Origin of the sequence: Cellulomonas sp. McL0617, assembly GCF_049994875.1 — a bacterium.
GTDB lineage: Bacteria > Actinomycetota > Actinomycetes > Actinomycetales > Cellulomonadaceae > Cellulomonas.
In genome coordinates this window covers 1,923,911-1,944,528 of the sequence record NZ_CP188256.1, presented here as the reverse complement: position 1 = coordinate 1,944,528, position 20,618 = coordinate 1,923,911, and the positions used below count along the sequence as shown (strand labels likewise).

At 71.4% G+C, this 20,618-nt stretch carries 17 protein-coding genes and 1 tRNA gene; 6 read left to right on the top strand and 12 right to left on the bottom strand.

What is annotated here, in order from left to right:
* The first annotated feature begins 304 nt into the window (after positions 1 to 304).
* Positions 305 to 1,246: a substrate-binding domain-containing protein gene (locus ACPPVS_RS08790; protein ID WP_426595689.1), complete on the top strand. Its 942-nt coding sequence runs from the start codon at positions 305 to 307 to the stop codon at positions 1,244 to 1,246.
* 863 nt (positions 1,247 to 2,109) lie between these two features.
* On the opposite strand, the gene ACPPVS_RS08785 is transcribed toward ACPPVS_RS08790, so the two are convergent.
* Positions 2,110 to 3,078, bottom strand: a complete 969-nt coding sequence (locus ACPPVS_RS08785; RefSeq protein ID WP_426595688.1) for an NAD(P)-dependent alcohol dehydrogenase — start codon at positions 3,076 to 3,078, stop codon at positions 2,110 to 2,112.
* Positions 3,079 to 3,282: 204 nt separating this feature from the next.
* Between ACPPVS_RS08785 and ACPPVS_RS08780 the strand changes: the two genes are divergently transcribed.
* Positions 3,283 to 3,972: a TetR/AcrR family transcriptional regulator C-terminal domain-containing protein gene (locus ACPPVS_RS08780; RefSeq protein ID WP_426595687.1), complete on the top strand. Its 690-nt coding sequence runs from the start codon at positions 3,283 to 3,285 to the stop codon at positions 3,970 to 3,972.
* Between the two features lie 44 nt (positions 3,973 to 4,016).
* Here the strand turns inward: ACPPVS_RS08780 and ACPPVS_RS08775 are convergent, their stop codons facing one another.
* Positions 4,017 to 5,480 (bottom strand): MFS transporter, encoded by a 1,464-nt coding sequence (locus ACPPVS_RS08775; protein WP_426595686.1) that lies wholly within the window; start codon positions 5,478 to 5,480, stop codon positions 4,017 to 4,019.
* A 92-nt stretch (positions 5,481 to 5,572) separates the two neighbouring features.
* Between ACPPVS_RS08775 and ACPPVS_RS08770 the strand changes: the two genes are divergently transcribed.
* The 4 genes from ACPPVS_RS08770 to ACPPVS_RS08755 all read left to right on the top strand — a co-directional run bounded on the left by ACPPVS_RS08770 (position 5,573) and on the right by ACPPVS_RS08755 (position 11,188).
* Positions 5,573 to 5,944: an FAD-dependent oxidoreductase gene (locus ACPPVS_RS08770; protein WP_426595685.1), complete on the top strand. Its 372-nt coding sequence runs from the start codon at positions 5,573 to 5,575 to the stop codon at positions 5,942 to 5,944.
* Positions 5,917 to 6,705, top strand: coding sequence for an HD domain-containing protein (locus ACPPVS_RS08765; RefSeq protein WP_426595684.1), 789 nt, complete (start codon positions 5,917 to 5,919; stop codon positions 6,703 to 6,705). The genes ACPPVS_RS08770 and ACPPVS_RS08765 overlap by 28 nt, the downstream gene beginning before the upstream one ends.
* 67 nt (positions 6,706 to 6,772) lie before the next feature.
* Positions 6,773 to 9,523 (top strand): helix-turn-helix transcriptional regulator, encoded by a 2,751-nt coding sequence (locus ACPPVS_RS08760; RefSeq protein ID WP_426595683.1) that lies wholly within the window; start codon positions 6,773 to 6,775, stop codon positions 9,521 to 9,523.
* A 252-nt stretch (positions 9,524 to 9,775) separates the two neighbouring features.
* On the top strand, positions 9,776 to 11,188 hold the full coding sequence (locus ACPPVS_RS08755) for an alpha/beta fold hydrolase (RefSeq protein ID WP_426595682.1): 1,413 nt from the start codon (positions 9,776 to 9,778) through the stop codon (positions 11,186 to 11,188).
* A gap of 668 nt (positions 11,189 to 11,856) precedes the next feature.
* Here ACPPVS_RS08755 and ACPPVS_RS08750 read toward each other — a convergent pair.
* The 10 genes from ACPPVS_RS08750 to ACPPVS_RS08705 form a co-directional block, all read right to left on the bottom strand.
* Positions 11,857 to 11,930 (bottom strand) — tRNA-Pro (locus ACPPVS_RS08750).
* A 129-nt stretch (positions 11,931 to 12,059) separates the two neighbouring features.
* Positions 12,060 to 13,535: a ribosome biogenesis GTPase Der gene (gene der, locus ACPPVS_RS08745; protein ID WP_426595681.1), complete on the bottom strand. Its 1,476-nt coding sequence runs from the start codon at positions 13,533 to 13,535 to the stop codon at positions 12,060 to 12,062.
* A gap of 43 nt (positions 13,536 to 13,578) precedes the next feature.
* Positions 13,579 to 14,379, bottom strand: coding sequence for a methyltransferase domain-containing protein (locus tag ACPPVS_RS08740; protein WP_426595679.1), 801 nt, complete (start codon positions 14,377 to 14,379; stop codon positions 13,579 to 13,581).
* A 10-nt stretch (positions 14,380 to 14,389) separates the two neighbouring features.
* Entirely contained in the window at positions 14,390 to 15,079 is a 690-nt protein-coding gene (locus tag ACPPVS_RS08735; protein WP_426595678.1) for a lysophospholipid acyltransferase family protein, read from the bottom strand.
* The gene (gene cmk, locus ACPPVS_RS08730; RefSeq protein ID WP_426595677.1) at positions 15,076 to 15,786 is read right to left on the bottom strand and encodes a (d)CMP kinase; all 711 of its coding nucleotides are present in this window, start codon (positions 15,784 to 15,786) and stop codon (positions 15,076 to 15,078) included. The genes ACPPVS_RS08735 and cmk overlap by 4 nt, the downstream gene beginning before the upstream one ends.
* Positions 15,783 to 16,892, bottom strand: a complete 1,110-nt coding sequence (locus ACPPVS_RS08725; protein WP_426595675.1) for a prephenate dehydrogenase — start codon at positions 16,890 to 16,892, stop codon at positions 15,783 to 15,785. Before ACPPVS_RS08725 ends, cmk begins: the two co-directional genes overlap by 4 nt.
* The gene (locus ACPPVS_RS08720; RefSeq protein WP_426595673.1) at positions 16,889 to 18,178 is read right to left on the bottom strand and encodes a pseudouridine synthase; all 1,290 of its coding nucleotides are present in this window, start codon (positions 18,176 to 18,178) and stop codon (positions 16,889 to 16,891) included. Before ACPPVS_RS08720 ends, ACPPVS_RS08725 begins: the two co-directional genes overlap by 4 nt.
* A complete protein-coding gene (gene scpB / locus ACPPVS_RS08715; RefSeq protein ID WP_426595671.1) occupies positions 18,175 to 18,846 on the bottom strand; it encodes an SMC-Scp complex subunit ScpB in 672 nt (223 codons plus the stop codon). The genes ACPPVS_RS08720 and scpB overlap by 4 nt, the downstream gene beginning before the upstream one ends.
* The gene (locus tag ACPPVS_RS08710; RefSeq protein WP_426595670.1) at positions 18,843 to 19,733 is read right to left on the bottom strand and encodes a segregation and condensation protein A; all 891 of its coding nucleotides are present in this window, start codon (positions 19,731 to 19,733) and stop codon (positions 18,843 to 18,845) included. Before ACPPVS_RS08710 ends, scpB begins: the two co-directional genes overlap by 4 nt.
* Positions 19,717 to 20,532 (bottom strand): ParA family protein, encoded by an 816-nt coding sequence (locus tag ACPPVS_RS08705; RefSeq protein ID WP_426595925.1) that lies wholly within the window; start codon positions 20,530 to 20,532, stop codon positions 19,717 to 19,719. The genes ACPPVS_RS08710 and ACPPVS_RS08705 overlap by 17 nt, the downstream gene beginning before the upstream one ends.
* Between the last annotated feature and the right edge of the window lie 86 nt (positions 20,533 to 20,618).

The window sequence follows — 20,618 nt, the reverse complement described above, 5'->3', positions numbered from 1 at the left end:
TAGCCACGGCGCCGCAACCCCCGTTACCATTTCGTGATGACTTCCGATCGATGAGCCTCGAACGAGGTGACGACGCTGCTGTATACGTAGACCGTGACTTGCCCAATCCGCTGCCGCGCGACCGAGCCGCACCAGGGTGCTGACGACGACGTCGTCGCACCCCCTGGGTGGTGCATCGCCCGTGTCTGCTGATTCTTCGGCCCCGGCGACACACACGCCCATGCCGCGGCCGGCACGGGCTCGCGGTGTCTCGGGAAATGACGTGGCGCGCGCGGCCGGGGTCTCGCAGCGGACCGTCTCGCGAGTGGTCAACGACGATCCGCGGGTGAGCCCTGAGGCGCGCACCCGTGTCAAGGATGCGATCGACGCCCTCGGCTACCGACCAAACATCGCGGCCCGATCGTTGTTGCTGGGCAGGACGCGGACGATCGGGCTCCTGACCGTGGGAAGCACGGCGTACGGGCCTGCCTCGCTGACGCTCGCCACCGAGCGCGCCGTGAGCAACACGGGCTACGGCTTTCGACTGGCCAACACGGTCGACGTCGACATCGACTCGGTGGAGAACGGACTCTCGTTGCTCCTCGACCAGGGCGTCGACGCGGTCATCGTGAACGAACCCACATCAACATTTCGACACCGTCGACACGGTCTAGCGATTCCGGTGCTGAGCCTGTCAGAACCGCTTGATCTGTCCGACGTCGAGCTTGTCGTCGGCAGCGACGAAGCGGGTGGAGTCAAGGAAGCGGTCGAGCACCTGCTCGGGCTGGGACATGCCACGGTCCATCACATCGCGGGCCCGCAAGAATGGCCCTCGTCCAAGCGCCGGCGAGAGGCGTGGAAGGCAGCGCTCGAGGCCGCGGGTCGTGACGTTCCGGACTCGATCGAAGGCGACTGGTCGGCTGCGTCGGGTTACGAGGCTGGCCTTGAGTTCGCGAAGCGACCAGAGGTGACCGCGGTGTTCGCAGCGAACGATCACATGGCGATCGGTCTGATGAGATCCCTTCAGCGGGCCGGTCGACGTGTGCCCGAGGACATCAGCATCGTCGGTTTCGACGACGTGCCGGAGGCGGCGTTCTTGTCGCGCGCGCTGACGACCGTCCACCAAGACTTGGCCGTTGCCGCCGTTCGCGGCGTGGAGCTGCTCATGGAGGTTCTCGACGGCGGACGAGAGGGTGGCACGATCGAACGCGTGCCGACACGTCTCGTCGTCCGTGAGACCACCCAGGCGCCGGTCGCCAGCTCCTAGCCTTCCATCCGTCAGATCAGCGTCACGGCGCTGGCAGAACGACGACGCAGCCAGAGACCGCTGGCACGCTGCGCCTGCCGGACCCCAACAGCTCGACGGCGACACGACGACCCCCCGCTCTCGATCGAGCAGGTCTCGCAAAGCCTTGTTGCCCGGGAAGCTGAACCCGACTGGTCGAGTCGGCCTCGCGGTGACCGCTGCGCATCCACCGGAGTGCGGGGACGTTCGTCGGCATCGACGGCGAAGATGTTTCCCGAGAAGTTTCCGGACAACGACGAAACCCAGGTCCGGAGCCTCCAAGATTGACTCTCAGAAGACCTTGACCTGGGCTTTCATCGTCGGGCTGACAGGATTTGAACCTGCGACCCCTTGAAGAATCCCGGGGCCGCCGGCGTCTCCCTCGAAAGCTCGCACCATCTGGCGAAACCGTGCGTAATCTGCGGATTTACGCGATCCGCGGCGGCGGACACCGCGCACCGTTGACTGTTGTCGAGCGTCATCATTCGGCGAATTCGTGGGGTAAACGTGGGGATCGTGGTCCCCCACCGGCCGCGTACTCGCGGGTCTCTCGAGCATGCCATCCTGGCAAGTCACCTCGCCAGGATGGGGACCCAGTTGGCCTAGCGATCACCCTTTCGCTTGGCCCGATGCCTAGTCGCGCGACGGTCAGCTCGGAAGTAGTCGAGCAGGCGGATCGTGTCGGCCCGCCTCGTGCGCAGCGCGGAGGACACGGTCGGCTCCCCCATCGTCCTGCGCGCGCGACGGCCCGGGCCGTGCCGCCACCGGGTCTGTGCGCGCCGTCGTTGCGCTTTCCCCGACACGTGGCCGTCCGCGACCGCTGGGTCGCGCGCCGAGACGGGCCGTCAGAGGGTGATGACCAGCTTGCCTCGGACCTGACCGGCTTCGAGGTGCCGCATGGCGATCGCCGCCTCGGCCAGAGGGTAGGTGCGCTCGACGGCCGGGGTGATGGTGCTGTTCTGGGCCAGGTCTGCGACGCGGTCCAGTACCGTGAAGTGCTCCTTGATCAGGACCAGCGCGAGTCGCTGGTGGCTGACGGAGGAGACCGCCAGCGCCCTGAGCTGTCGTCCCATCCCGCCGGTGACGCTGTCGCCGTCCTCGCCGCCGACGAGGACGAGCGTGCCGTGCGCGGTGAGCGCTCCCCGCAGCCGGCCGAGGGAGTTGTTCCCTGCCAGGTCGATGATGACGTCGTACTGGGTGCGGCCGTCGAGGAAGTCCGTGCGGGTGTAGTCGAGGACGTGGGTGGCGCCGAGGGAGCGCACGAGGTCCGCCTTGCCGGCGCTGCACACGCCGGTGACCTCGGCGCCGCGTGTCGCCGCGATCTGGACTGCGAACGTGCCGACTCCCCCGGAGGCACCGATGACCAGCACCTTCTGGCCGGCCTCGACCTGGCCGACGTCGACGACGGCACGCAGGGCGGTCGACCCCGAAATCGGCAGGGCCGCCGCGAGCTCGAACGTGAGGTTCGAGGGCTTGAGGGAGAGCTTGGCCTCAGAGACCGCGGCGAGCTGTGCGTAGGCGCCGCTGCCCGTGCCGAACACCTCGTCGCCAACCTGGAACCGGGTCACCTCCGCACCGGTCGCCTCCACGACGCCGGACAGGTCACGACCGGGGACGGTTGCCTTCGGCCCACGGAAACCCAGCCCGAGCCGCATCGCGTACGGCAGACCGGCCATGAGGTGCCACGTGCCCCGGTCGAGACCGGCAGCGTGCACCCGGACCAGCACCTCGGTCGGCTTGATCACGGGTCGGTCGACCTGGTCGAGCGCCCACGAGTCGGCGGTTCCGTAGGCGTGCTGAACGATTGCGCTCATCGTCCCGCACGGTGCGTCGGACTGCGGAGCTGTGCGTGCCGTGCTGGGCGAAGCGGCGGTGGTCATGTCGGGCTCCTCTGGTTCGTGAACCCCTCAGGGCTCCAGCCTTACGGCGTAAGGCTGTCTGGTCCGAACCTAGACTTACGTTGTAAGGTTGTCAATGCGGGCCCGCCTCGGTCCCGGACGTCAAAGGAAGGCAGTCAGATGGCACGACAGACCACCACGAGCGCCGAAGCGGGGCGGACATCCCGCGAGCCGCTCAGCCGGGAGCGCGCCCTGGCCGCAGCGCTCACCGTCGCTGATGCTGAGGGCCTCGGAGCGGTCACCATGCGTCGGCTGGCCACAGAGCTCGGCGTCGAGGCGATGTCGCTCTACCACCACGTGGCAAACAAGGACGACGTCCTGGACGGCATCACCGACGTTGTCATCGGCGAGATCCACGTGCCACCGAGCGGGACGCCCTGGAGGTCGGCCATGCGCGACCGGGCGATCTCCGCCCACCAGGTCCTGCTGGCGCATCCGTGGTCCCCGATGCTCATCATGTCCCGGTTCAACATCGGCCCGGGCATGACCGGCTACCTCGACGCGACTCTCGGCCGGCTCCGCGAGGGAGGCTTCTCGATCCACGGCGCGCTCGACGCGTGGCACACGCTCGACAGCCACATCTACGGGTTCACCCTGCAGGAGCTCCAGCTGCCGTTCAACGCCTCGGACAACGCACAGGTCTCGGCCGACGTCATCGACCTGTTCGACCCGACGAGGTATCCCTATGTGGTGGAAGTCGTGACCGAGGTCAGCAGGACCGGTCGTGTCGAGCGCTTCGAGTTCGGCCTCGACCTGATCCTCGATGGCTTGGAGCGTGACCTCGCCCGTCAGGCGGCCGGCCCGGTATAAGGCCACGAAAGTTGAGGCCGGTCCTCGACGCCGGCGTCGGAGTCTCATCGCTGCCTGCGCACGATGGTCGAACCGAGGGCTGCGGTGCCGAGTGACAGCACGGCGGCTGCGGTGAACGCTGCGGAGAACCCGGATGCAGCGAGCTGGCCCGTTGCAGAGCCGCCCATCGAGATTCCGATGGCAGTGAAGGTCGCGATGCCGAGAGCGCCACCGACCTGGGTTGCCGAGCCCGCCAGACCGGATGCAAGCCCAGCGTGCGTCTCCGAGGCGACCGAAGCGATGACCATAGTGGTGGGCGTGAAGCTGAGGGCGACCCCGACGGCGACGAGCAGGAGCCCGGGAAGTACGGCGACGACGTACCCGTCCCCACGTGGTGCGCAAGCCAGCCACAGGTGGCCAGCGGCGAGAATCACCAGTCCGAGGACGAGCGCGCGCGGCGCGCCCAGGGCACGCAGGATCCGGGGCAGCAGTGCGAGGGAGACGACGAACCCGATTAATGAGGTGGGGACCATGGCCAGGCCGGCCTGTCGTGGCGACATGCCGAGGCCCTGCTGGAGGTAGAGGGCGACCAGGACGAACGTGGACGCGCGGGCGGCGCCGCCGAGGACGGCGAGAGCGACGCCGGTGCTCATCGTTCGCGAGCCAAAGAGCCCCAGGGGCACGAGCGGGTCGGCGACACGGCCTTCGACCGTGATGAACACCACTATCAAGGCGGCGGAGACCGCGAAGCTGGCGAGCACGGTCGGAGACGTCACTCCGAGCTCACCGACGCCGAGGGCGCCGTGGACCAACGCGATGACAGCGCCGGTGATAGCGATCGCGCCGTACCAGTCGAAGCGGCGACTGGGACCGTGTGCACCCCGCGGAAGCACGTAGCGGGCCGCGCCGATTGCGGCGACCGAGACGGGCACGGTCACGAAGAAGACCGAAGACCACCCGAAGGTGCCAACGAGCAGACCGCCGGCCATGACACCGGTAGCTCCTCCGAGCGCCGATGCAGCACCCCAGACGCTCATGGCCCTGGCCCGCCGCTGTCCGGGGTAGGTCAGCAGCAGCAACGACATGGCGGCTGGGCTCAGTGCTGCGGCACCCGCACCTTGCACGACGCGGCCCGCGACCAGCAACCCTTGGTTGGCAGCGAATGCCGCGACCAGGGTGCCCACGGTGAACAGGGCGGAGCCGGCCACGAACATGCGACGGCGGCCGAAGATGTCGGCGGCACGCCCGGACAGGAGGAGCAGGCCGCCAAACGCCAGGATGTACGCGTTGACGACCCAGGTGATGCCGGTCGAGCTGAGCCCCAGGTCCGACTGGATGGCGGGCAGGGCCACGTTGACGATGGAGGTATCGAGCATGACGACGAACTGGGCAGACACCAGAAGCCCTAAGCCGATCCAGCGCCGGGGACGGCCGGACCGACCGTCGGCGCGGATGGCTGCAACTGCCGCGTCCGTCGGAACAGTTCCGATCTGCCTGGTGACGGTGCGGTTCTCGACGGTGGCGAACACGGCGGGCTCCTGGGGTCTGGCACGGCTTGTCGTGCACGTTCACCGTGCCGTCCGGCCAGTCGTGCTCGCGCCGGTGAAATGGCCGGGTTCTCGTGATTCCCGCCCGCCGGCCCTCGGTCCGCAGATCCCGGTCAATTTACCGGGATGAGGTGCGACGAAGGCGCCTAGCGTCCGGAGCCAACAACCGGACCCAGGAGGCCACCGTGAACGACCCGTCCAGCACCCCCGCTGCGAGGACGCTGGACGTCATCGTCGCCGGCGCCGGACAGGCAGGCCTCGCCGTCGGCCATCACCTTGCACGGCGCGGGCTGAGCTTGGTCCTGCTTGAGGCAGCTGCGGAGCGGGGCCACTCCTGGCGCAACCGTCGGGACTCGTTGCGATTTCTTCAGCCTGGCGCAGTACGGATGAGTGCCGACGCCACAGGACGAAGAGCAGAGTGGCCGTCGCTGGAGCCGACCGCATGAACACCGGCAACGGCGTGGGATCGACCGACTGGACGATGCGCACCGGCGGACACCTCGGACCGGCCGAGAAACGACGCCTCGTCGCCTACCTGGCCCGGGTCCACCTGACAAACGCGGTAGGCCGCCTCAGCGTCGTCGCACACCTGAACCCGGGACGAAACGCGTACGTGGCACCGGCACGACTGATCCCGCCGGACTCTGCCCTGACCCGCGCAGCGTCCGACGCCGCCCACCGCATCCTGCCCACGCCCCTGCTCCAGCACAGCCACCGCACCTACCAGTTCGGCCGCGCCCTCGGCGAGCTCGAGAACATCGAGGTGGACACCGAGCTGTTGTACACGGCCGCGCTGCTGCACGACACCGGCCTTGTGACGGCGAGCGGGCTCGACGACTTCACTCTCGCCTCGGCCCGCCTTGCCCGGGACGTCGCCGAGCAGGTGGGACTGTCGACCGCCGCGACGAAGACCCTGCAGACCGCGATCACCATGCACCACAGCCCCCGCGTCACGCTCGCCGCAGGGCCTGTCGCGTATCTGCTGGCTGCCGGAGCCGGCCTCGACGTGACCGGCTTGCGCTGCTGGAAGCTGCCGCGAGCCACCCTGGCCGACACCCTCCGGGTCCATCCGCGCGACGAGTTCACGGCGCTTTTCGCCAGGGCGTGGGCCCTGGAGGCAGCGAGGGTGCCCCAGGGCCGGGCGCGGCTGCTGCGCCGGTACGGCGCCTTCACAGTCGCTATCCGACGTGCACCCTTCGACGACTAGGACCCGGTGGGCCCGGCCGACGCGTGCTGCCCAAGGCCACGGCGTGCCCCAGGGGTACGGTCTGTGGGTGCTCCACGGCCGTGAGCGGGAACGGGCGCAACTCGCCGCCCTCGTGGAGGGGGCGCGCGCCGGGACATCGGGCGCCCTGCTCGTCCTGGGAGAGGCCGGCGTCGGCAAGACCGCGCTGATTGGCGCTCTGACCACCGCCGATCAGGAGGACGACAGTGATCGCGCTGTCCGTGTTCTGCGCACCGCCGGCGTGGAGTCCGAGTCACCCTTGCCGTATGCGGCGCTGCACCGCCTCTTGCGCCCCGTCATCGACCTGAATCGTCTGCCGGCTCCACAAGCGCGGGCGTTGGGAGTCGCGTTCGGGCTCCAGGACGGGCCAGTCGTGGAGCCGTTCCTGGTCGGCGTCGCAACCCTGTCCGTGCTCACCACCGCGGCCACGCCAGACGTGCCCGTGCTCTGCCTCGTCGACGACGCGCACTGGCTCGACTCGGCATCCGCGGACGCGCTGCTGTTCGCGGCCCGTCAGCTGTCCGCGGACCCCGTCGCCATGGTGTTCGCCGTGCGGACGGGCGAGGCTGGTGGTCTGCCGTTCTCCGCGCACGGGCTCCAGGTACTCACCCTCAGTGGCCTCGACGACGACGCGGCGCGTCAGCTGCTCGACGAGCGCCGCGGTGCGACGCTCCCAGCGGAGGTCGCCGACCGTCTCGTCCGCGACACCGGCGGGAACCCGCTCGCGCTGCTGGAGCTGCCCACCGGACTCAGCCTCGGCCAGCTCGCAGGGCAGGAGCCCCTGCCGCAACGCCTCACGTTGACCGCCGGGGTCGAGCGTGCCTTCCTCGACCGGTGCCGTCGCCTCAGCGAGCAGGTCCAGACACTGCTCCTCGTCGCGGCCGCCGACGCCACCGGACGTGCCAGTACGGTCCGGCGGGCAGCCGCCACATTGGGTGTCGATGAGACGGCCTGGCAGGACGCGGAGCGGTCGGGGCTGCTGACGGCCACGGGGAACGGGGTCGCCGTACGGCATCCCCTGGTCCGCTCCGCCGTCTACCAGGCAGCGACGAGCTTCGAACAGCGGCAGGTACACCGAGCCCTGGCCGACGCAGTCCGCACCGAGGATCCTGACCGAGCGACGTGGCACCGCGCCGCCGCCGCCGACGGACCCGACACCGACGTGGCCGACGCCCTGCACGACGTGGCCGTGCGCGCCGAGATGCGGGGCGGGTACGCCGCCGCCGCCGACGCGTTCGAACGCTCCGCCGCCCTGACCCTGAGCGAGGCGGACCGCGCCATGCGGCTGTACCGGGCCGCACGCACCGCCTGGGGAGCCGGGCAAGCACTACGCGCCCGCAGCCTGTCCGCCGCCGCCCGCGACCTCGCCTGGGACCTGTTGCTGCGAGCTGACATCGACCGCCTCCGCGCCCGCATCGAGATCAACGTCGGCAACGCCGTCGACGCCCACCGGATCTTCACCACCGCCGCGCGCACCGTCGCCGACGCCGACGCCGGGCGCGCCCTGGAGATGGCCTGCGCTGCCGCGCTGAACCGCACCTACGGAAGCGACAGCGGAGCCACGCTGACCGCGCCGGTGCTCGCTCGTCTGCTCACAGCCACCGACACCGACACCCCGCGCACCACGTGCCTGCGGCTCCTGCTAGGAACCCTGACCGCCTCGGCGGACCAGGACTGGGCCCGTGCCGTCCCGGCCCTCGAGGAGGCCCTCGCCGCGGGCCGTGAGGTAGAGGACCTCGACGTGATGGCCAACCTCGCCAACACGGCTCTTCACCTCGGCCACGACGAGGGAGCCCGCTTCTTCTACTCCGCCACGGTCTCGAGCGCCCGTGAGGCCGGGGCAGGCATGGTCGTCCTCTATGCCTTAGAGCGGCTCGCGTTCGCCCAGCTCCCGACAGGGCCGTGGTCTGCGGTGCGGAGCTCCGTCGACGAAGCACTGACCCTGGCGCGCAGCGTCGGCCAACCGACCCTGACCGCAGCGCCGCTGGCATCGCTAGCCCTGCTGGCCGCCTTCACAGGCAGTGACGACCTGGACGAGCACCTGGCAGCGGCCGAAGACGTCGCGGCGAGCCATCCGTTGGGGATACTGACCGACCCCGTGCACGACGTCACCCGATGGGCCAAGGGAGCCCGAGCCGCGACCCGAGGGGACGCATCCGCGGCGCTGCACCACCTGTCCGGGATGCGAGTACCAGCCCTGCAGCGGATGGCCACGGTCGACCGCATCGAGGCTGCGGTGCGCGCCCGCGACACCGCCCAGGCATTGGTCTGGATCGACGAGCTCGCGCCGTTCGCGACCGGGACGCAGCACCCGTGGGCGCTGGGCGCCCTCGACCTGAGTCGCGCCCTGACCGCCACGGACCCGACCTTCGCCGCTGAGGCGTTCGAGGGAGCCGTGGCGCACTACCAGCGAGCATCACGCCCGTACGACCTGGCGCGCACGCAGCTGGCATACGGGGAGTTCCTAAGACGGACCAACCGTCGCGTCGACGCTCGCCCTCACCTGCGGTCAGCGCTCGAGCGGTTCACGGACGCGGGGGCGGTCCCACTGATCGAGCGCGCCGCCCAGGAGCTGCGTGCCTCCGGCGAGACCGCGCGCAGGCGCGATCCGTCCACGCTGCTGGACCTGACACCGATGGAGCGCAAGATCGCCGAGCTGGTCAGCACCGGCCTGTCGAACAAGGACGTCGCCGCCCAGTGCTGGGTGTCGCCTCGGACGGTGGCCTTCCATCTGAGGAACGTCTTCTCCAAGACCGGGGTCACCTCGCGGACCGAGCTCGCCCAGCTCGACTTCCGCTAGCCACCACCCGCGGCCCGGATCTGCGCGCAGGCGCGTCGCCCCCAGCCGCGTCGACCGCGGCTATCCCTCATGGCGTCACCGTGGCCGATAGCGGCGAGGAGCCCGAGCGCGACGAGGCGAGCACGCCGCAGTGTCTGGCCCTCCGTCTGCGTATCACGGGGGATCCCGGTCATTCGGCCGGGGCGAGGCGTCGCCCGGACGAGGAGCGTGGGTGCTCCACCCACTCCCCCACCACACCACCAGGAGCCCGCAATGACCACCCCTACACACGTCGATCAGGACGTCGTCCCGTCCCCGGCGAGCAGCTCACTCCCCGCGCTACCCGGCGGCTCGTCGTCCGGTCGTCGCACCCCCATGGCGGTGGTGGTCGCCGGATCGCTGCTCACGGGTTCCCTGGTCGCCGTCGCCCTCGCCGCCGCACCCCTCGTGCCCGCGACCGAGACCACCCTGACCGGCGCGGTGCTGTGTGGCTTCGCGACCGGCTGGGCTGCACTGGCCGGGCTCTCCGCGCGGTTCACCAGCCAGCCCCAGCGCTGGGCCGCCGTGCCCGCCGTCGTGCTCGGCGCAAGCGGTCTCGCCCTGCTGGCTCTAGGGTCCTCGGCGCACCCGATCATCGATTGGGTCTGGCCGCTGGTCCTGTTCGGGCTGGCGGTGTGGATGGCTGTGCGGATCCGTAGGGAACTTGCCAGCCGTACGGCCCGCTGGCTGCTCTACCCCGTGATCGGCGCCATGAGCATCGCCGCAATCGGTGGCGTCTACCAGACCGTCGGCACGGCGGTCGACGCCTCGACCGTCTCCATGCCGGGCCGACTCATCGACGTCGGCGGGCACCGCCTGCACATCAGCTGCGCCGGATCCGGCAGCCCCACCGTGGTCGTCGAGGGCGGCGGCGGCGCCACGGCCGCCGACCTGGGCTGGATCAGCACGGGCGTCGCCCGCGAAACCACGATCTGCGTCTACGACCGTGCCGGCCGCGGGTGGAGCGAGGATGCCGGTGCGCCGCAGGACGCCGATGCGATCTCCAACGACCTCGACACCCTGCTGCACCGCGCCGACGTGCCCGGCCCGTACGTGATCGCCGGCCACTCCTTCGGCGGCCTCTATGCGCTCACCTTCGCAACCCACCATCCCGACGAGGTCGCCGGCATGGTGCTCATCGACTCCACCTCGCCCCACTACGGCTCGGCCGCCACGGCGGCTGCGCGGCCAGCGGCATCGGAAACCTACGACCCCATCGGCAGGATCGCGGCCCTGACCTCGTCGCTGGCACGGCTCGGCTTCGGTCGTCTGTACGCGACGGTCGCCCAGGTGGACCTCCCAGCGCGGGAGCGGGCCGAGGTCCGGGCCAGCACCGCGATGCCGGGAACACTGCGCAGCACCATCGAGGAGTACGCCCAGGCCAACGCCTCGATGGAGCAGGCAGCCCTGCTGCGTGACTTCGGCAACAAACCCCTCATGGTGCTCACCGCCGGCGCCGGCAATGCCAACGACTGGACCCAGAAGCAGGACCGACTCGCCGCACTGTCGACCGACAGCGTGCACCGCGTCGTCGACGACGCAACCCACGACGCACTGGTCGGCGACCCCGTCCACGCCGCGACCACCACCCAGGCCATCCTCGACGTGGTCCAGGCCGTACGCACCGGGCACACGCTGTCGCGGTAGCTGGGCGGCAAGCGAGGGCGGGTCCGCATACATTGCCGGACCTGCCCCTCGCTCCGCCCGCGTGGCACTGCAATGAGGTGCAACGAGGAGTCCGCTGACATTCGTTCTCGCCCAGGGTCGAGCGCGCCCCCGGCCCCACTGAGACCGGCGCGAGACCCGCCTGTAACGGGTTGCTCGACGAACCGGGGGCCTCACGCCGCGCGGGCACCGGTCGCATCGCTGGTAGTCCCAAGTCCGAGCCGCACTGCCTCGCGCACCCTCGTCGCGGTGCGGAAGTAGCCGCGGCGGCATGTTGCTCCCTTTCCCGCGTACCTGCTTGTGACGAGTCGTCGACAACGTCGACCTTTGCACCCCGCATCTGGGGGGGAGGACGGCAAGAGTCGATCGGACCTCGCCCAACGGCGATCTGAGTGGAGGAACGATGTCACTGGGATGGAACGCTCCGGCCGGAGCCCTACTCGAACGCACGCCCCCGACGTGGGCCGGACTGTGGTCGCTTCTCTACACGACGGGCCACTGCGCGTTACGCCTCAGCCTCGTCGGATCCACCAGGGTTCGGGGCCGTACGCCGAAGAATAGGGTCCCGGATAGGGTCCCGAGCACCCTTACAAGAAGATCAGCGGCCACCCAGATTCTCTCTGAGAGGCCGCTGACCTGGACTTTCACTGTCGGGCTGACAGGATTTGAACCTGCGACCCCTTGACCCCCAGTCAAGTGCGCTACCAAGCTGCGCTACAGCCCGATGGCCCCCGCAGGAGCCTCGGAAACTCTACCTCACGGCCGGGGGCGTCTCTGCACCCGACGGCACGTCAGGTGCGGAGGGTCGTGCACGAGGTCGGTCTGGTCCGCTGCCGCACCGAGGCGGCGCCGGTCACCGCTTGCGCTTCTCCCGGACCCGCACGGAGATCGAGATGGGCGTGCCCTCGAAGCCGAACGTCTCGCGCAGGCGGCGCTCGATGTACCGGCGGTAGCCAGGGTCGAGGAATCCCGTCGCGAAGATCACGAAGCGCGGGGGGCGCGTGGACGCCTGCGTGGCGAACAGGATGCGGGGCTGCTTGCCGCCGCGCAGCGGGTGCGGGTGGGACGCGACGAGCTCGCCCAGGAACGCGTTGAGACGCCCGGTCGAGATGCGGGTGTCCCACGAGGCGAGCGACTTCTCCAGCGCCGGGACGAGGCGGTCGGTGTGCCAGCCCGTCATCGCCGAGATGTTCACGCGCGGCGCCCAGGTCACCTGGACCAGGTCCTGCTCGATCTCGCGCTCGAGGAACGGGCGGCGGTCCTCGTCCATGAGGTCCCACTTGTTGTAGGCGATGACGATGGCGCGGCCGGCCTCGATGACCTGAGAGATCACGCGCGTGTCCTGCTCGGTCATCTTGACGGACGCGTCGACCAGGACGACGGCCACCTCGGCCTTCTCGATCGCGGCCTGCGTCCGCAGCGAGGCGTAGAAGTCGGCGCCGGAGGTCTGGTGGACGCGGCGCCGGATCCCAGCGGTGTCGACGAACACCCAGGGCTTGCCCTTGAGCGCCACCAGCTCGTCGACCGGGTCGCGCGTCGTACCGGCGACCGAGTCGACGACGACGCGCTCGGAGCCGAGCACCTTGTTGAGCAGCGACGACTTGCCGACGTTCGGCCGACCGATCAGCGCGACGCGGCGCGGGCCGTCCGGCAGCGGCGTGCCGTGCGCGGACACCTCGGGCAGGACGTCGATGGCGGCGTCGAGCAGGTCGCCGGTGCCGCGGCCGTGCAGCGCCGAGACCGGGAACGGCTCCCCCAGGCCCAGCGACCACAGGTTCGCGGCGTCCGCCTCCCCCGCCGGGCCGTCGACCTTGTTGGCGCACAGGACGACCGGCTTGCCGGCACGGCGCAGCAGGCGCACGACCTGGGTGTCGGTCTCGGTCACGCCGACCGTGGCGTCGACGACGAAGATCACGGCGTCGGCGAGCGAGATCGCGACCTCGGCCTGCTGGGCCACGCGGGCCTCGATGCCGGCGACGTCGACCTCCCAGCCGCCCGTGTCGACGAGCGTGAACCGCTTGCCGGACCAGTCGGCCGGGTAGCTCACGCGGTCGCGGGTGACGCCGGGCTTGTCCTCGACGACGGCCTCCCGGCGGCCGAGGATGCGGTTGACGAGGGTCGACTTGCCGACGTTCGGGCGGCCGACGACGGCCAGCACCGGGTGGACGACGACGCGTTCCTCGATGTCCTCGCCGTCCTCGCCGGCGTGCAGGAGGGCAAGGTCCTCGTCCTCGAGCTCGTACTCGGTCAGGCCGGCGCGCAGAGCCTGCTCGCGTTGGGCGTCGCCGGACTCGTCGGGCAGCACCAGGGCAGGATCAGTCTCGGTCATACACCCATTGTCCCAGGTGCTGGGACCGCAGCACGACCCGGCCTCACGGAGTCCAGATCGCGAGCTCGACATCCCGCGCCCGCTCGGTGAAGACGAGGTCCCCGAGCAGGTCCCGCAGGTCCGCCTCGAACTGGTCGAGACGGTCGCCGAAGAGGTGCGGCGCCGAGCTCGACAGCGAGAACGTCGCCGCGACCACGTCGTCCGCCGTGCGCTCGACGAGCTCCCCGCGGACGACCGAGACCCGTCGCGGCCCGGCGTAGCCCGCGTCGCGCATGACGTCCTCCTCGCCGCCGACCGTCCCGTGCGGGAGGAATCCCCGACCCGCTCGACGCACCGGACCCAGGTAGCGGGCGACCAGAGCGTCCACGTCGGCCCACGGCGGCGGCGGCGCGTCGTCGTCCGCGACGCCGCGGTCCGTCGACGCCGACACGTGGACCCAGGCGCCACCGGGCTCGAGCAGGGAGCGGACCCGGCTGGCGACGAGCGGCCGATCCATCCAGTGGAACGACTGCGCGAACGTCACCACGCGGAACGTGCCGAGCTCCGCCGAGACGGCCTCCGCCCGCAGGTGCTGCCACGTGACGTTCGAGATGCCGTCGCGCTCCGCGGCGTCCTGCCCGTCGCGGAGCATGTCGGCGTCCGCGTCGACGCCGACGGCCGAGCCGAACAGCGGGGCCAGCAGCAGCAGGAGGGAACCGGGTCCCGACCCGACGTCGAGCAGGCGGCCCGTCCCGTCGAGGTGCAGCTCGTCGCGCAGCACGTCGGCGATCGCCGACGGGTAGGGCATGCGTCCCGCCGCGTAGTAGCGGGCGCTCCCGGCGTACAGGGAGTCGTCTGCGGTCACCGACCGCACGCTACTCGGGCGGGGTGCTCCGCTCGCGTTGCGGGTCGTCGGTGGGCAGCGGGATGCCGGAGCGTGCCGACGCCGCGTCGACCAGCTGCGCGAGCGCGACCCTGATCGCCTCGTTGGCCTCCTCGACGGCCACCTTCCCCGACGTGCCGGGCGCCCGCTCGATGGGCAGCGGCTGACCGAACTCGATCGCGATCCGGCGACGGGGCCACGGCACCTTGTTCACGGACTCCCCGGTGCGCCGCGTGCCCAGCACCGCGACGGGAACCACGGGCGCACGCCCGTTGATCGCCAGCCACGCGATCCCCGCACGGGCGTTGGTCGCCGCGCCTCGACCGCGGTTGCCCTCCGGGAACACGCCCACGACGCCGCCGTCCTTCAGCACCCCGAGCGCCGCGGTCAACGCGGTCCGGCCGCCGTCGTCGCGGTCCACGGAGATCTGGCCGGAGATCCGCAGCAGCCAGCCGACGGGCCCCCAGAACATCTCCTCCTTGACCAGGATGCGCGAGCGCCGCGTCGTGGCGCCGTGCAGCAGCGGACCGTCGAGGATGCCCGTGTGGTTGGCGGCGAGCAGGACCGGCCCCGTGGAGGGCACGTTCGACGCCCCTGTGACCTTCGTGTTCCAGACGACGTGCGCCAGGAACCGGCCGATCCAGCGCGACCATCGCGGCTCGCGCGCCGTCGGGTCGCTCACTGCCGCGGCCCGACCTCGGTCTCGACGACCTCCAGCACCGCCTCGACCGTCTCGTCGAAGTCCAGGTGCGACGAGTCGATGGTCACCACTCCGTCGGCGGCGACCTGGAACTGCACCACCGTCGAGTCGTCGGCGTCGCGCCGCAGCACCTGGTCCCTCGTCGCCTCGACCGCGGCGGCGTCGTCGGTCCCGTGGACGTCCTTCGCCCGGCGCCTCAACCGCGCGGCCTCGCTCGCGGTGAGCAGCACCCGGACGTCGGCGTCCGGCGCGATCACCGTGGTGATGTCCCGTCCCTCGGCGACGATCCCGCGGCCCTGCGAGAAGGATCTTGGCTCCTGCGACGCGGCGATGATCTCGCGCTGCAGCCGGCCGAGCTCGGCGCGCACCTCGAGGTTCGTCGCGATGGCGCTCACGACGGCCGTGATCTCGGTCGACCGGATCGCCTCGTGCACGTCGACGCCGCCCACGTGCACCGTGGGATCGGCCGGGTCCACGCCCATGACCAGCGGGAACCCGGCGACGGCGGCGGCCACGGCGGCGGTGTCGTCCAGGCGCACACCCTGCGACACGCACCACCAGGTGGCCGCGCGGTACATCGCGCCGGTGTCGAGGTAGGCGAGGTGCAGCCTGGCGGCCACGGCCTTGGACACGCTCGACTTGCCGGAGCCCGAGGGCCCGTCGATCGCCACGACGAGGGTCGTGCTCAACTCACCAGTCTCCAACCGCGGGCGTTCAGCTCCGCCTCCAGGTGCTCGACGCTGCCCGGCAGCACCGAGATCTCCGCCATGCCGACCGGGCGCCCGGCCGCGTGCTCGAGGTGCAGGTCCTCGAGGTTGACCCCTGCCTCCCCCACGTCCGTGAGGAGCCGTGCGAGCTCGCCGGGCGTGTCCGGCACGAGCACCGTCACCACGGCGTAGACCCGCTGCGCCCCGCCGTGCTTGCCGGGGATCCGCGCCACGCCGGCGTTCCCCTCGCTGATGGCATGGGCGATCGCCGCCAGCGCGCCGAGCTCGACCGTCTCCGGACCGTCGGCCTTCGACGCGTGTGCGAGGGCGTCGATCACGGCGTCGAGGTCGGTCCGCAGCCCGACGAGAACCTCGTGCACGGCGGCCGCGTTCGCCGCCAGGATCGACGTCCAGAGCGCGGGGTCCGACGCCGCAAGACGCGTGACGTCCCGCAGGCCCTGACCCGCCAGTCCGAGCGCCTCGTCGTCGGCGCCGCGGAGCCGGGCGGCGACGAGGCTCGCGGCCACCTGCGGCACGTGCGAGACGGCTGCGACGGCGGCGTCGTGCGCGTCGGCGTCCATCGCGACCGGCACGGCACCCAGGTCGACCGCGAGCGAGCGCACGGCGAGGACGGCGTCGGGTCGAGAGGAGCCCGAGTCGGCGATGACCCACGGGCGCCCGAGGAACAGGTCGGGCACGGCCGCGCTCGGACCGGACCGCTCCCGGCCGGCCATCGGGTGCGAGCCGACGTACCGCGTCAGGTCCGCACCGGCGGCACGGAGCTCGGCGAGCACGTAGCCCTTCACGCTTGCGACGTCGGTGACGATCGCGTCCGGGTATGCCTCGAGCTCGGCGCGCACCACGTCGGCGGTCACGTCGGGCGGGGCCGCGACGACCACGATCGCCGGCGGTGCGTCGTCCGCCGACGCCGGGCGACCGGCACCCACGTCGCGCGCGAGGGCCAGCGCGGTGCGGGACGGGTCGTGCAGGACGACGTCGACGCCCTGCGTGGTCAGGGCGAGCCCGACCGACGTGCCGAGCAGTCCGGTGCCCACGATGCGCACCGGTCCACGGGTCACCAGCGTCACATGCCCACCCGCACCATCAGGGACCCCACCTCGGTCTTGGACAGCACACGCGTCCGGCCGGTCTTCAGGTCGCCGAGGCGGATCGGCCCGATCTGCGTGCGGACCAGCCCGGTGACCGGGTAGCCGGCCTCCTCGAAGATCCGCCGGACGATCCGGTTGCGACCCTCGTGCAGCTCGACCTCGACCAGGCTGGCCTGCGGCGTCGTCTGCACGATCTGGAACTTGTCCAGCTTGGCCAGCCCGTCCTCGAGCTCGATGCCCTTGAGCAGGCGGCCACCGAGGGAGTTGGTCACCCGTCCCTCGAGCTGCACGAGGTAGACCTTGGGCACCGCGTGCGCCGGGTGCGCCAGGCGGTTGGCCAGCTCGCCGTCGTTGGTCAGCAGGATCAGGCCCTCGGTCTCGGCGTCGAGCCGGCCGACGTGGAACAGCCGCTCCGTGCGGTCGGCGACGAACTGTCCGATCGAGGGTCGGCCCTCGGGGTCGTGCATCGTCGAGACGACGCCCTTGGGCTTGTTCAGCGCGATCGTGACGATCGAGGTGTCGAGCTGCACGCGCAGACCGTCGACGTGGATCACGGCGGTCAGCGGGTCGACGCGGACGCCGAGCTCGCGGACCACGTTGTTGTCGACCGTCACGCGACCGGCCGAGATCAGGTCCTCGCACGCGCGACGCGAGCCGAGGCCGGCGGCGGCGAGCACCTTCTGGAGGCGGACGCCGTCGGGGTCGTGCACGTCGATGGTCACCTCGGGCTCGCGGCTGCGCGGCGGCCGGGTGGGCGTCCGCGACCGGCTGGCGCCGCCCGTGGGGGCGCCGCTGCGTGGGTAGCCGGACTTCGCGCGGGTCGCGCCGCTGCGCGAGCTCGACCCGCCGCTGCGCGCGCCGGACCCGCCGCTGCCGCCCGACGAACCGCTCGAGGAGCCGCGTGACGAACCACCCGTGCCCGCGGCACCCCGCGAGGCGCCGCCGCCGGCGGACCCGCGCTGCGACGACCCGCCGCCGCTCGATCCGCCGCGGTAGCCGTCCCCGCTGCGGTAGCCGTCGCCTCCGCCCGTGTTGCCGCGGTAGCCCTCGCCGCCACCGGACCCGCGGTAGCCACCGGAGCTGCTGCGCGACGAGCTGCCTGAGCTGCCGCTCCGCGAGGAGCTGCCGCCGTGCGAGCCGCCCGAGCTACCCGAGCCGCTGCCGCCACGCGACGAGCCGCCGCTGCGACCCTGGCCAGAGCCCGAGCCCCCGGACCGTCCGCCGGTCGAGCCGGAACCCCCGGAACGAGGTGTCTGCGAGCTCATCTGCTGTCTCCGATCGCCTGGTCGACGCCCTCGAAGGCGTCGATGTCCGGCAGGTAGGGCGCGAGCGGAGGCATCTCGTCCAGGCTGGACAGCCCCATCCGCTCCAAGAAGTATCCCGTGGTCGAGTACAGGACCGCACCGCTGGACGGATCCGTGCCCACCTCGGCCACCAGACCGCGGGCGGTGAGGGTCCGCACGACGCCGTCGACGTTCACGCCACGCACCGCCGAGACCTGACCACGCGTCACGGGCTGCCGGTAGGCGATCACCGCGAGCGTCTCGAGCGCCGCCTGCGTCAGCCGTGCGGTCTGCCCGTCCAGCACGAACCGTCCGACCACGTCGGCGTACACCGGAGCCGAGTAGATCCGCCAACCGTCGCCGGCCCGGCGCACCTCGAACCCGCGCGGACGCCCGCCGTGCTCCCCGCGGTACTCGGCGGCCAGCAGACCCAGCAGCTCCTCGACGCGGTCGGTGGGCAGGGCCAGGACCGTGGCCAGCCGGATCGCCGGGATGGGCTCGTCGGCGACCATCAGGACGGCCTCGAGCGCCGACAGCGCGCCGCCGGGCAGGTCGTCGACGTCGAAGGCGAGCTCGTCGGCCGCGGCCTGCGAGTCGATCGGGTCGGGCTCGATCGGCTCCAGGTCCGTGGCAGCAGCGTCCTCGGTCATGCGTCCTCCTCGGGTGCGGCCTCGGGCACCGTCTCGATGGTGGTGTCCAGCTGGTCGAAGTCGTCCGACACCTCGATGTCCCCCTCGGCCGCGCCGGTCCAGCGCACGGTCAGCTCGCCGAGCGGCGTGACCTGGTCGAAGCCGACCGCGCCCTCCCGGAACAGCTCGAGCAGGGCCAGGAACCGGGCGACGACCACGATCGTCGCGTCCGCGTCCGCCGTGAGCGCGCGGAACGACATCGCGCCGCCGTGCCGCAGCCGGTCGACCAGCACGGCGGCCTGCTCGCGGACGCTCACGGCCGGTGCGTGCAGGTGGCTGATGTCGACCCCAGGCGCCGCCGCCCGCGGCTGCTCGGCCCGGGCCGCCAGCGCAGCGAGCTCCTCGGGACCGATCTGCCAGACCAGCTCCGGCAGCAGCGCGGCGAGGTGCGGCTCGAGCGTCACGAGGCGCGGGAAGCGGCGGCCCTCGGTGGCGAACCGCTCGGCCAGGTCGGCGGCGACGAGCTTGTACGCGCGGTACTGCAGGAGCCGGGCGAACAGCAGGTCGCGGGCCTCGAGCAGCTCGATGTCCTCCTGGTCCTCGACGTCCGCCGACGGCAGCAGACGCGCGGCCTTGAGGTCCAGGAGCGTCGCCGCGATGACCAGGAACTCGCTGGCCTGCCCGAGGTCCCACTCCTTCTCGGCGGCCTTGAGGAACCCGATGAACTCGTCGGTGACCTGCGCGAGCGCGACCTCGGTGATGTCGAGCTTGTGCTTCGCGATCAGCCCGAGGAGCAGGTCGAACGGCCCGCTGAAGTTCGTCAGGTGAACTTCGAAGGCCTGCGTACCGACCGGAGCCGGGGTCGCCTCCGAGAGCGGGGCCGCGCGCTCGTCAGGCGGCGTCGCCACGGGCGACGAGCTCACGTGCCAGCTGCCGGTAGGCCGCCGCACCGGAGTGCGTCGGTGCGTACGTGGTGATGGGCTCGGCGGCCACCGTCGCGTCGGGGAACTTCACCGTGCGGCTGATGACCGTGTGCAGCAGCGCGTCCCCGAACGCCTCGTGGACGCGCGCGACGACCTCACGGGCGTGCAGCGTGCGGGGGTCGTACATGGTCGCGACGATGCCGTCCAGCTCGAGGCGGGGGTTCAGGCGGTCGCGGACCTTGTCGATCGTCTCGACCAGCAGCGCGACCCCGCGCAGCGCGAAGAACTCGCACTCGAGCGGGATCAGCACGCCGTGCGCGGCCGTCAGCGCGTTGACGGCGAGCAGGCCGAGCGAGGGCTGGCAGTCGATGAACACCACGTCGTAGTCGTCGAGGACCGGGCGCAGCGCGCGGGCCAGCACGCTCTCACGGGCGACCTCTCCCACCAGCTGCACCTCGGCCGCGGACAGGTCGATGTTCGCCGGCAGGAGGTCCAGGTTCGGCGTCGCCGTGTGGTGGATCAGGTCGTGGATGTCCGCGTCCCGCTCCATGAGCAGGTTGTAGACGGTCCGGTCCAGCTCGTGCGGGCTGATGCCCAGCCCGACGGACGCGGCACCCTGCGGGTCGAAGTCCACGATCAGCACCTTGCGGCCGTACTCGGCCAGCGCGGCCCCCAGGTTGATCGTGGTGGTCGTCTTGCCGACGCCACCCTTCTGGTTGCACAGGGCGATCACGCGGGCGGGACCGTGCGAGGCGAGCGGCGCCGGGTCGGGGAACTCAGGCATCGGCCGCCCGACGGCGTCGAGCTGCGGGTCGGTCGTCTGCTGGCTCACCACGCCGCACAACCTACCGGAGCGGACGGCCTCGCCGC